Origin of the sequence: Castellaniella sp. FW104-7C03 (genome assembly GCF_040276085.1) — a bacterium.
In the GTDB taxonomy this organism is placed as follows: Bacteria; Pseudomonadota; Gammaproteobacteria; order Burkholderiales; family Burkholderiaceae_B; genus Castellaniella.
Map to the genome: position 1 here is coordinate 88,792 of NZ_JBELOK010000002.1, position 12,344 is coordinate 101,135.

At 60.1% G+C, this 12,344-nt stretch carries 5 protein-coding genes; 3 read left to right on the forward strand and 2 right to left on the reverse strand.

From position 1 onward, the window contains the following. Nucleotides 1–4: 4 nt before the first annotated feature. Both ABS758_RS02415 and ABS758_RS02420 read left to right on the forward strand, forming a co-directional pair. On the forward strand, nt 5–6,433 hold the full coding sequence (locus ABS758_RS02415) for a DEAD/DEAH box helicase family protein (protein ID WP_350380731.1): 6,429 nt from the start codon (nt 5–7) through the stop codon (nt 6,431–6,433). Nucleotides 6,434–6,437: 4 nt separating this feature from the next. After that, nucleotides 6,438–8,564, forward strand: a complete 2,127-nt coding sequence (locus tag ABS758_RS02420) for a UvrD-helicase domain-containing protein (RefSeq protein WP_350380729.1) — start codon at nt 6,438–6,440, stop codon at nt 8,562–8,564. A 21-nt stretch (nt 8,565–8,585) separates the two neighbouring features. Here the strand turns inward: ABS758_RS02420 and ABS758_RS02425 are convergent, their stop codons facing one another. Together ABS758_RS02425 and ABS758_RS02430 are read right to left on the reverse strand one after the other, a co-directional pair. Then, complete coding sequence (locus tag ABS758_RS02425; RefSeq protein WP_350380727.1) at nt 8,586–8,903, reverse strand: helix-turn-helix transcriptional regulator; 318 nt, start codon at nt 8,901–8,903, stop codon at nt 8,586–8,588. Nucleotides 8,904–9,330: 427 nt separating this feature from the next. Continuing rightward, nucleotides 9,331–11,277, reverse strand: coding sequence for a PhoX family protein (locus ABS758_RS02430; RefSeq protein WP_350380726.1), 1,947 nt, complete (start codon nt 11,275–11,277; stop codon nt 9,331–9,333). 228 nt (nt 11,278–11,505) lie between these two features. Between ABS758_RS02430 and ABS758_RS02435 the strand changes: the two genes are divergently transcribed. After that, nucleotides 11,506–12,312, forward strand: a complete 807-nt coding sequence (locus ABS758_RS02435; RefSeq protein ID WP_350380724.1) for an AraC family transcriptional regulator — start codon at nt 11,506–11,508, stop codon at nt 12,310–12,312. Nucleotides 12,313–12,344 lie beyond the last annotated feature (32 nt).

Consider the following 12,344-nt stretch of genomic DNA (forward strand, 5'->3'; position numbering starts at 1 on the left):
CCCCATGCTGCCATCGCTGCTGACCCACGACATCAAGACCGGCCTCAAACAGTTTTTGACGACCGGTTTCGAGCCATCAGACGCATTTCTGCACGGTCTGATGCACCGCCTGACGCAGGACGAAGCCAGTTGGCTGAAAGGCCCCTATGTCCAAATCGGCCTGCCGTTTGTCAATGGGCAGCACGGCACTCAATTCTTTTCTGCCTTTCAGACCCAATACCCCGGTTACAGCCACCAGGAACAAGCCTGGAAACGTCTCTCGTCCCAGCACCTCGCCGCCAGCACCCTGGTGGCCACCGGCACGGGCAGCGGCAAAACAGAATGCTTTTTGTACCCCGTCCTGGATGATGCCGCCCGTGCACGGTCAGCCGGCGAGACCGGCATCAAGGCGCTGGTCATCTACCCCATGAACGCCCTAGCGGCCGACCAGGCACGGCGTATCGCCCAACTGGTGGACTCCGTGCCAGCATTCAGGGGACTGCGAGTGGGCTTGTATGTCGGGGGACAAACGGGCGCACCCGGCACCGGCATGATGATGACCCCTGATGCAGTCATCACAGACCGCGACACCTTGCGCAAGCAGCCGCCCGATATCCTGCTGACCAACTACAAGATGCTGGACTACCTGATGTTGCGGCCCAAGGACCGGCAACTATGGGCAGCCAACACCCCGGAGACCCTGCGCTACGTGGTGGTCGACGAACTGCATACGTTCGATGGTGCCCAAGGCACTGACCTGGCCTTGCTGCTGCGCCGCCTACGCGCTCGGCTGCAAACCCCAGCCGGCCATCTGATTTGTGCCGGCACATCCGCCACACTGGGCGGCGCATCCGATACAACGCCCCTGCGCGATTACGCCCGACAGATTTTTGGGGTACCATTCGAGCCTGATTCGGTCGTCACCGAAAACCGCCAGAGCGTGGGCGAATTTCTGGAAGACGCCACCGTCGACTATATCTTCCAGCCACGCCCGGAATCCCTGGCCCTGTTGGAACCCAGCCGCTACGCGTCAGCCGAAGCGGCCGTTCTGCACTGGTACGGCCTGTTCTTTGCTGACCAGCCTGCGCCTAAAGACGCTACAGACCCCGCCTGGCGTCAGCAGTTGGGCCAGCAGCTGAAGCAGCACCAGCTTTTCGTCAACCTGCTAAAGCACCTGAAAGACGGGGTGGCGGATGTCCAAACACTGCAAACTGCCTTTGCCCGCAACCTGCCCGAGGCCAGCGACAAGCAGCTAAGCCAAATCATCGATGCCCTGCTGGTGCTGGTCGCCTGGGCACGTCGCGAGGGCGACCAACCACTGGTCAATCTGCGCATGCAGCTATGGGTGCGCGAACTACGGCGTATGGTGGGCAAACTCAGCCCGCAAGCCGACGAGGTTACCCTACGCAGTGAACGTGACCTGCCCAGCCAACGGGACGGCGTGTATTTGCCCATGGTGCAGTGCCGCCAGTGCCACACCACCGGCTGGATATCCCGGCTGGTACAGGGTTCCAGCAAGCTGTCCACGCAGTTGGACGAAATTTATAATACCTGGTTTGCCCATCGTCCCGAAGCCACCCGCTTTTACGCGGCCCAAAGTGTAGGGCGCACCCATGTGGATGGCATCCACCAGTTTGTCTGCGTGGCCTGCGGCAACCTGCAGATGGGCAAAGACGCCTGCCTGGCCTGCGGCAACCCGTCGCTGCTAGCCATCTTCCGGGTCACGGCGCAGCGCACGCGGGTCTCCGGCACAGCCCAATTCACCCACCACGACACCACCTGCCCGGCATGCGGCGAACGCGACGAATTATTGCTGCTGGGGGCGCGTAACGCTACTCTGGGTGCGCAGGTCGTGGAAGCCACCTGGGCCAGCGTCTTCAACGATGACAAAAAACTCATCGCATTTTCCGATTCTGTACAGGACGCTGCCCACCGGGCAGGCTTCTTCGGCGCGAGAACCTACCAGAACACCGTCCGCACAGCACTGGCCCAGGCTATGGATGAGCTGGTCCAAGCCCCCCTGCCCTGGTCTGAATTTCTGACGCGACTCGAACAACAATTCCAGCAGCCAACGTCCGTCCTTCACATGGACGATGAACGCCTGGTGTCTGAGTTCATTGGCCCGAATATGACCTGGCAACGCGACTGGGCCACGGAATTGCCCCAGCACCAGCACCTGCCCCCCGGCAGCCGCCTGCCCGCCCGCGTCAAAAAACGGTTTCTATGGCAGGCATTCAGTGACATGACCTACCTGAGTCGACGCGGTCGCACCCTGGAGCGCATCGGCAAAGCCACCCTGTCCGTCCCTTGGGCTCGCTTGGCCGCGCTAGCTGAAACGCTGACACGGCGACTGCAAGAAGATTTCGGCGCACGAGGTCTAAGCCAAGCGGTAGTGACGCAATGGCTGTGGGGGCTACTGACCCACATGCGCCAACGTGGCGGGGTCATGCACCCAGAGCTGACCCACTACGCGGCAGACGGTAATGCCTTTGCACTCCCCAAAACCGCAGGGCGCAACGAATGGATGCCCATCATGGGCGAAAACACCCCAAGGCCCATTTTCCTGACCCTGGGGTCACAGGCAGCCTTCGACAAACTGAAGTACCGTAGCCGCGCAAGCTGGTATGAACGCTGGGCCACGGCCATCCTGAGTGAACAGGCGCTGCTGGTCGATGGCATGGCCGCTGAGATGACTCTGACGGCACTAACAGCCTTGGAACAGGCGGGAATTCTGCTGCGCAGCCAGCATCACCAGGGCGACACCCTGGCCCTCAATCCAGCCGCTTTGCTGCTGGATACGCATGTTGCCATGATTGCCACCTCGGGCAATCAGCGGCGGCTGGCCGTGCCCAGCAGCGACGCGCCCCAGCTACTGGGAATGCCGTGCCTGGATGCCCCCGAATCCCGTTATGACATCATCCAGCCTCAGGCAAGAAACTGGTGGGCCAGCCGCTACAGCCTGGGTAGCGTGCGGCGCGTCATCGCCGCTGAACACACAGGCCTGCTACAGCGCACCGACCGCGAGGCCCTGGAACAGCGATTCAAGGACAAGCAGCCCAAACCCTGGTTCGAGAACTTGCTGTCGGCCACCCCCACGCTGGAAATGGGGGTCGACATCGGTGATTTATCGTCCGTGCTGTTGTGCTCGGTGCCGCCGGCCCAAGCCAGTTTCCTGCAGCGGATTGGCCGTGCCGGACGCGTCGACGGCAATGCCGTAGCCACCACACTAGCCGATGGCAACAGCCCGCATGACCTGTATTTCTTTGCTGAAACGGAAGAAATGATGGCTGGCGAAGTCAGCCCGCCAGGGATTTTCCTGCAGGCTGCAGAAGTGCTGCGGCGCCAACTGTTTGCCTTCTGCATGGATGACTGGGTGGCCGGCCTCAGCAACGCAAACGCACTGCCGCACAAGACATCCCCCGTGCTGGATGCCGTGGAGCAGGCCCGCAAAGACCGCTTTCCCTATGTGTTCTGCGACCATGTGCTGCAACACGAGCAACGGCTGTTTGACGCCTTCATGGCCTTGTTGGCAGACGACGCCACGCCAAGAGTCCGCGAACGCCTGTGGAACACCTTGCAAGGCCAGGGGGAAGACGACGGCCTGCGCGTGCGCCTGGTGAAGGTCTTCAGCGACCTAGCGCAAGAACGGCGCACCTACAAGAAACGCAAGGACGAGCTGGACAAGGCACGGGCCCGGTTAGCGCAAAGGCCGCAGGACGAAGCCACCCGCAATGAGGCCGAGCAACTGACCCGCGAACGCGACTCCATGCTGGAACTCATCAAGGAAATCAATGGCCGAGACCTGTTGAACACATTGACCGATGCGGGCCTGATTCCCAACTACGCGTTCCCGGAAGCCGGGGTGGAATTGAAATCCGTACTGTGGCGCAAGCGCGCCTCGGATGAACCTGGCACAGGCGCCTATGTAACGCTGAAAACCCTGACTTACGAACGACCGGCCCAATCCGCTCTGTCGGAATTCGCACCGGACAACCGCTTTTACGCCAACCAGCGGCGGGTACAGGTCGACCAAATCAACATGAGCCTGGCCAAGGCAGAAACCTGGCGGTTCTGCCCGTCCTGCCACCACATGCAGAACCTGGATGTGGAGCCCATCGAGCAGGCCGTGTGCCCACGCTGCGCCGACACGATGTGGGCCGATGCGGCGCAGAAACGGACCCTGCTGCGGTTTCGCCAGGCGATTGCCAATAGCGATGACACGCAGGTGCGCATTGACGACCGGGCGGAAGACCGCGAACCCAAATACTACGTGCGCCAGTTGATGGCGGACTTTCAACCCTCCAGCATCCGGGAAGCCTGGAAAATTGCATCAGGCGAGCTGCCCTTTGGCTTTGAGTTCATCTCCAGGGTCACCTTTCGCGATGTCAATTTTGGCGAAATCGCCAAGCCAGGCGAGGCGTTCAAAGTGGCGGATGTCGAATCGGCACGCCCTGGTTTTTCTGTATGCCGACACTGCGGCAAAGTGCAAAAGCCACCACGCCGCCACGACACAGGCCCTGCCCAGACCCACAGCTTCGACTGCCCCAAACACGGCAGCGACGACCCGGCCAACCTGCTGGAATGCCTGTATCTGTACCGCGAATTTGATTCCGAAGCATTGCGTATTCTGGTGCCATACACCAAAAACGGGGTCGATGAACGTGTCGTGCAGTCCTTCATGGCAGCGGTACAGCTTGGTCTGAAAAAGCGTTTTGGCGGCAAGGTTGACCACCTGCGCATGGTCATGCAAGACGAACCGGGCAAGGACGGCGGACCGCGCAAACACTATGTGCTGCTGTACGATTCAGTGCCGGGCGGCACTGGGTACCTGCACCAACTGCTGGCCCAAGACGCCAAGACCCTAGCTGAAACCCTGCACATGGCGCTGGACACCCTGAAGCAATGCGCCTGCAATGCCGACCCCGACAAGGACGGCTGCTACCGCTGCCTGTATCAGTACCGCCTGGGCCGCAATATGCAGATGGTCTCCCGGGAGTGCGCCAAAACTGTGCTGTCCGAACTGGTGAAGTCCTTGGGCCAGTTGGAGCAGGTGGACACGATTTCGGATATCTACATCAATCCGAACTTCGATTCCGTCCTGGAAGGACGTTTCATCGAATGCCTGTCACGCATGAGCGGCGTGGCTGGCCTGCCCAACATCCAGGTGGTATCCGACATCATCAACGGCAAGCCTGGTTATGTGCTGGAAGTAGGCAAACAACGCTACCGCATCGAGCCCCAGTGCCCCTTGGGCACGGCCCAAGGGGTCACGGTGCCCAGTCAGCCCGACTTTGTCATCTGGCCCTGGGCCTCGGCCTCGAAACGCAAGCCCATCGCCGTATTCTGCGATGGCTGGCTGTACCACCAGCACAGCATCCGCGAAGATGCTCACAAGCGCAGCGCCATCGTCAACAGCGGCGCATTCTGGGTATGGTCTGTCACCCATCAGGATGTCGTCACGGCGCTGGCCGGCGCCTGGGAAACCGACCTAGAGTCACCCTTGACGGCGCTCTCCAGGCACGACGGCAGCCGTGCCCCTGCCCACATACCCAGGGCACAGCAAAACGCCTTCACGCAACACGCCATCACCCGCTTGTTGCAGTGGCTGGCCAGCCCGTCGGAGGCTGACCGCCCAGGCGATGCCGCACTGGATGCGCTGCAACGCAATGCCCTGTGGGCGTCCTTCCTGTGCATCCCGAACAGTGCCAGCGACAAGGCCGCCAGCGAACAAGACCTGGCCCATTGGTTGCCCCACCTGCCAGGCAGTATCCACGACCCCAATACGCCGTGGCCAAGAGCGGGATTTGCACCCTACCTATCCAGAACAGCCCCCTGCCTGTTGCTGGGCTGCTGGCCGCTGGCGCTGGCCAGCGGCACCCTACCCCAGCAAGGCTGGTCCGCCCCCGGCATGGTGGTGTTGGATGCCGCTGCCGCAAGCAATGACGAAACCCTGCATCTAGCCTGGCGCCGATGGCTGCAACTGTATAACGCTGTGCAGGTGCTGCCAGGGATGCTCCTGACCAGTCGCGATGGCTTGGAAGCCCACGACTACGACACGCTGCACCCCGTGACTGCCGGAGAAACAGTCACGTCGGCACATCCCGACAACCATGCCGCGCTACAGGAAGCCTGGCTGGCCGCACTGGAACAAACCTTGAGCGAACTCCAGTCTGGCCTTGCTCAGTTGGCCAGAGCAGGCGCCCCGATTCCGGAAATCGGACTGGAACTGCTGGACGACCGGGGTACCGTGTGTGCGGATGCTGAAATGGCCTGGCCCGATGCAAAGCTGGCTGTGCTGCGGCAGGACCAAATTGACCTGGAAGACGCCTGGCATGCGGCAAGCTGGACTACCCTGCTGCTAGACGAGACGTACGAACACATCGGTCACCAGCCTTGGCTCGTGGCCGTGGCAGCCGCCCTTGACTTGACGCTAGTCCCCGAGACACAGGAGTGATGTTGTGAGCTTCAGACCCAAAGTCGCCATTTCCCAGGATTTTTTGGGGCAATTGGCCAAGCTGCCCGCAGCCGCCCATGCGAAAGTCATGAAATGGGCCACACGCTTTCAAGCCGACCCGACCAGCCCCGGCATCAACTACGAGTCCATACACGCAGCACAGGACAACAATCTGAAGTCGGTTCGACTGGACCAAGACTGGCGCGGCATTGTGTTCAAACCGCCCAAGGGCGACGTCTACGTTCTGCTTTATGTGGACCATCACGATGCGGCCTACCGCTGGGCAACCAACCGCCGCCTTGCGGTCAACCCAGTCACTGGGGCCATGCAGCTTGTGGTGCTGGAACACGTCGTGCAAACGCCCCAAGAACTGGATGCGGGTGCCAACGCTGCCGATACACACGGCGATTTGACTGCGGCACAGACACGCGCTGTCCAGGCCGCTACCCCTTTGTTTGCTCACCACTCCGACCGCGAACTGATGAGCTTGGGCGTACCCGAAGGCATGCTTGCCGCCGTGCGTTCCGTCGCCACAGAGGACGCCTTGGACGCTCTGCAGCCATCTCTGCCTGTCGAAGCCTACGAAGGCTTGTTCCTGGTGCAGGCCGGCGACACCATCAGCCAAATTCTGGCAAGCCGCGAGACCCGCGTCGACCGGGCCATCGATACCGAAGATTTCGCAGCCAGCCTGGATACACCAGAAGCCCAGTCTCGCTTTGTCGTCGTGGAAAACGACGAAGCCATGCGTGCGATTGTCAATGCGCCACTGGCGCAATGGCGTGTCTTCTTGCACCCCACCCAAAACAAACTGGCAGTCGGCGACCGCAGCGGCCCCATGCGGGTGCTGGGCCAGGCGGGGACCGGAAAAACGGTGCTGGCCATGCACCGCGCACGCTGGCTGGCTGAACATCAAACCGGGCCGGGCCAAAAGGTGCTGTTCACGACGTTTACCCGCAATCTGGCCACAGACATCCAGCAAAACCTGCGCACCCTGTGCAGTGCTGAAACGATGGCCAACATCGAGGTCATCAACCTGGATGCCTGGGTGAGCCACTTTATCCGTAGCCACAAGCTGGAACACCGCATCATCTATGACCGTAAACAGGACGGTGCCCGCCAAGCCTGGGAATCCGCTCTGGCCACCCGAGACACCAGCCTGGCATTGCCCGAAGATTTCTACGAAGAAGAACTGGAACAGGTCGTCCTGGCACAAGGCATCACGTCACTGGCCAACTACCGGGTGGCACGGCGTACCGGGCGCGGCATCGTGCTGGGCCGCGCCAAGCGCGATGCCGTCTGGCCGGTGTTTGAAGAATATCGAGGACAACTGGCTTCCAGAAAACTAAAGGAAGTCGACGACGCCTACCGCGAAGTACGCGATATTCTTCAAGCCAAAACCACCGACACCGGTGCGCACCCATACAGTGCCATCGTGGTCGACGAAACCCAGGACTTCGGGCCACAGGCTCTGTTGCTGCTACGTGCCATGGTATCCCCCGGCGCGAATGACCTGTTTTTTGTCGGCGACGGCCACCAGCGTATCTACAGTCGCCATCGCGCCGTGATGAGCCACTGCGGCATTGAAATCCGAGGGCGCTCTCGCAAGTTGTACCTGAACTACCGGACCACCGACGAAATCCGCAAGCAGGCCGTGGCCCTGCTGGAGGGCTGCGAAATCGACGACCTGGACGGGGACCGCGATGAAGACTCCCGCTACAAGTCTCTGTCTCACGGACCAGCACCCGAAACCATCGCCGTCGCCGGTCTGGAAGCCGCTGCGCAAAAGACCCTCGAATTCATCCAGGCATGGCACAAGCAGGCCGGCGAACAGCCCCTGTCGCTTTGCGTCATTACGGCGAACAAAGCCGCACGCGACGCCCTGGCCCAGGTACTGAAGAACTCCGGCCTGCCCTGCGCCACGATAGAGGCACAAAGCAATCCCCAGCATGAACCAGGGACGATTTATCTGGCCACCATGCATCGAGCCAAAGGGCTGGAATTCGATGGTGTCGTAGTCGTAGCTCCCACAAGCTACCTTGGTGCCCCTGAAGAAACTGGCAACCAGCGTAAGCTTCTGTACGTAGCCCTGACCCGCGCCAAACGAGGGGCGCTATTGCTGAAGATGGGGTGATGCCCTGTCAGAAACCGGCCTTTAACGATTACCTGAAGATTGACCCAATGACGAAGCTGCGAAGGCGTTACCCAAGTGAAGCCCACGCCGCCTGACCTGCTCGGCTTTTGTCGGGCGGCCTCTGCGGGGCGGCACTTTAACGGGCTGCTCAACAGGGACAGACCTACGTTGCACTTGTTGTCTCAACCAGACGTCGACGTCGTCTTGCCGGAAGCGGACAAGTCGGCCCAATCTGAAAAATGCCGGCAGGTTGCCGCCCGTGCAGATGCGGTTGTAGATTGTCTGCTCCGAGAGTTCCAGCATAACGGCAAGGGTTTTCGGAGAAAGGAGTGCTTCCATAGGTATGGCTATACGGTACGCAATCACATGACTGCCTACCGTATAGCCACCGATTTACCGCGACCTACTTGACGTGTTTTTTAGGCTGTTCACGGCTGCAGCATTGCTGCAATTTTGCTGCAATTCACCCGGTAAACCGGGGTAAAATGAGGTAAGTCAGGGTAAGCTACATCGTTGATTTTATTGGATAAGCCACTGATTCATCAGGACTTTTTTCGGCCTCATAACCCGAAGGTCATAGGTTCAAATCCTATCCCCGCAACCAGATTTATGGATGGGTCGGCAACCAATTGGTGCCGGCCCATTTTCATTTCTGCTTGGTACCACTCTGCCTTGTGCGTTGATGTTTCATACCACGGCCGGCGATCCATGTCTGGATGGTACAGCGAACTGCTGCCACATGGCTGGCAGTCGTGCCGCCCGCCGGCTAAGCCCCGATAATGCCCCCATCGTCCTTGGTGATGATCAGCGTCGCAGACCGCGGCAGGGACGCACCGCCGTCGGGCCAGTGGCTGTCACCGCCCTCGCCCGGATGCTGAATGTTGATGAACATGGCCTTAATGTCGGGGGTGAAGGTGATACCGGTAATCTCACACTGCTTCGGGCCAACCAGAAACCGGCGGATTTCCTTGCTGACAGGATCGGCACACAGCATCTGGTTATTGCCCTGGCCCTGGTAGTCGCCCGTGTTGCTGTACTTGCCGTCAGTCTGTATCCACAGGCGGCCATGCGGGTCAAAGGCGAGGCCATCGGGGCTGTTGAAGGTGTTGTCGACATTGATGTTGGCCGAGCCGGATCGCAGATCTGCACGATCGGTGTATTTGACGGGGTTACCGGCCAACACAAAGATATCCCATTCAAACGACTCCGCAGCCGCATCGCCACCAGCTTCACGCCAGCGCACGATCTGGCCATAAATGTTCTTTTCCCTGGGATTGGCGGGGCCAGCCGCAGCACGCTTGGTATTGTTGGTAAGGGTGACATAAACCTCACCGGTCTTGGGATTCACGCTGACCCACTCGGGCCGATCCATTTTCGTGGCGCCCACGGCATCGGCTGCAAGGCGCGTGTGGATCAGAACTTCAGCCTGACTGCTGAAGTTTGTGTCTGCGGCAAGCACGGGGTTCGCCTGCTTGTCCAGCAGAATCCATTCACCCCGCCCTGCATAGCGTCCGTCGGCCGAGGGGCCGTCACTGAATCTGGCCACGTACAGCTTGCCGGAATCCAGCAGGTCAGCGGTTTTACTGCCCTCGCGATAGTGGCCCTCGGATACAAACTTGTAGATGTAATCATCAGCCTGGTCATCGCCCATATAGACGACGGCGCGCCGGTCGACCGCCAACGTAAAGGCGGCATTCTCGTGCTTGATACGCCCGAGCGCCGTCCGTTTTTTGGGCATGGATGCCGGATCGAAGGGATCGATCTCCACGACCCAGCCAAATCGGTTGGACTCGTTGGGTTCCTTAGCATAGTCGAATCGCGCGACGAAATCCTCCCAACGGTATTCGGTTGAACCGGCCGCCAGACCATAGCGCTTCTGGGCTGTGTTGCGCGTATCCTGCCCTGATGTCGTGCCGAAATAGGTATTGAAGTTTTCCTCACAGGCCAGATAGGTATTCCACGGCGTCCAGCCATTGCCGCAGTTATTGAAAGTGCCAAGCACACGCGTGCCGCTGGGGTCAGCACTGGTTTTCAGCCAATCATGGCCAGCAGCCGGACCACTCAGTTGCATCGCGGTAGAAGCGGTGATGCGCCGGTTATAACGCGAGCCAGCCTGAATGCTCCATTTTCCGTCGACATTCGCGGCGACGTGAATTACCGACACACCGTGGGCATTCATGGCCTTGTCGGCCTTGTCCGCCGTCCAAGGCTGCGTCCCATCTGCCCCAAACAGCCAGACATAATTTCCGTCTTCGACAGTTGTGTATTCGTGATTGACGACCAGCAGCCCCTCATTGTTTCGTCCATCCATAGCAAAAAAATGGATGCCGTCGTGGTTGTCACCCACCTGCAATGCCTGTGCCGCCGCATCATCGCTGCCATCGGCCTTCCACGCGGACGCAGGTGCAATCAGCGGCGTGCCCCAAGGGGCAAATACAGTAGCGGTATAGCCTGGCGCAATTTGTACCGCATCGGCAGTGGACAAAGGGATGGCGGTGAATCCAAGCAAACGTGAAGGCTGCGGTGCGGCACCGCCCACGCCTTTCGCCTGAGCGGCGGGCAATCCTCCCAGAAACAGGGCGGCGGACAACCCAATTCCGGATTTCAGGAAACCACGGCGGCTGAACGCACGCTGGACCACATCCTGGAAGTGCTCGCCAGCGGAGGTATTTGTTGGCAGGTCTTCGGAATCGATCGGGTAGGACGAGGACATGACTGGGTTCCGTACAGAGTCAGGGAAAGAACTCCAGTATCGGTGATGTTTGTTGCAGGACGATGACGGGGGGTGATCACCAAGAACCATACAAAAGAACCGCCAAAGCACTTTCGGGCTTACCCGAAGCGGGCTTGCCCAAAAGCGCTCCGGCGGTTCGGGGCTCTCGAACAAGAGAGTAAACTGGCTGAAAAATTATGTCTGGCGACAAAGCGCCATAAAATATCGATGAACAGACAAATCCCTATCTTGCCCGCGGATAATCTGATCAAATCGCTGCCTCGCCCCGTGTTTGGCCATGTGGATAGCCAGCCCAACATGATTATTCCCGGCCCGCACCAACATCCCTGGGGCCAGCTGACCTACGCCCTGCAGGGCCACCTGCAGGTCTGGACACCCTACGCCCGATTCATCGCACTCCCACAGCGGGCCGTGTGGATTCCTGCAGGCGTACAGCATCAGGTCTACGAATCATCTCCGGCTGAAATCCGCAGCCTGTATCTGGACGGCGCCGCATTGGGACTGAATTGGGCCGCTTGCCGTGTCCTGGCTATCGACCCTCTGCTGCAAGAACTGATCCGCCGCTTCAGCACGATCCCGGTAGAGTACGATCTGACAGGGCCTGATGGACGCCTGGCTCAGGTGCTGATAGACCAGCTGGTCATCAGTCCTGATGCGGGTCTTGTACTTCCGTGGCCATCCGACCCACGCTTGCTGACCCTGTGCAAGCAACTGCACCACCAGCCAGACGAGGCGCCTACCCTGGCGCAATATAGCCGGCAGCTGGGGCTCTCAGAAAAAACCCTGACCCGTCTGTTTTTGCAACAGACAGGCCTGGGATTCAGATTATGGCGCCAGCGCGCCCGCCTGGTGCATGCCCTGCCCCGCCTTGAACGCGGCGAGCGCATCACCGATGTGGCTTTGGCGTGCGGCTACGAGAGCCTGTCATCTTTTATTGCTGCATTTAAAGAACACACGGGGCAGACGCCCCGTGAATTTGCCTTGCGCAACCAGCAACGCCACGACGGCACCTGACCAGCCCCACAGGCCAATCAGGCGTTAGCCGG

Bases quoted from the DNA above. Each gene is read 5' to 3' on its own strand.
- ABS758_RS02415 (WP_350380731.1), top strand. From the start codon at position 5: ATGCTGCCATCGCTGCTGACCCACGACATCAAGACCGGCCTCAAACAG.
- ABS758_RS02425 (WP_350380727.1), bottom strand. From the start codon at position 8,903: ATGGAAGCACTCCTTTCTCCGAAAACCCTTGCCGTTATGCTGGAACTC.
- ABS758_RS02430 (WP_350380726.1), bottom strand. From the start codon at position 11,277: ATGTCCTCGTCCTACCCGATCGATTCCGAAGACCTGCCAACAAATACC.
- ABS758_RS02435 (WP_350380724.1), top strand. From the start codon at position 11,506: ATGAACAGACAAATCCCTATCTTGCCCGCGGATAATCTGATCAAATCG.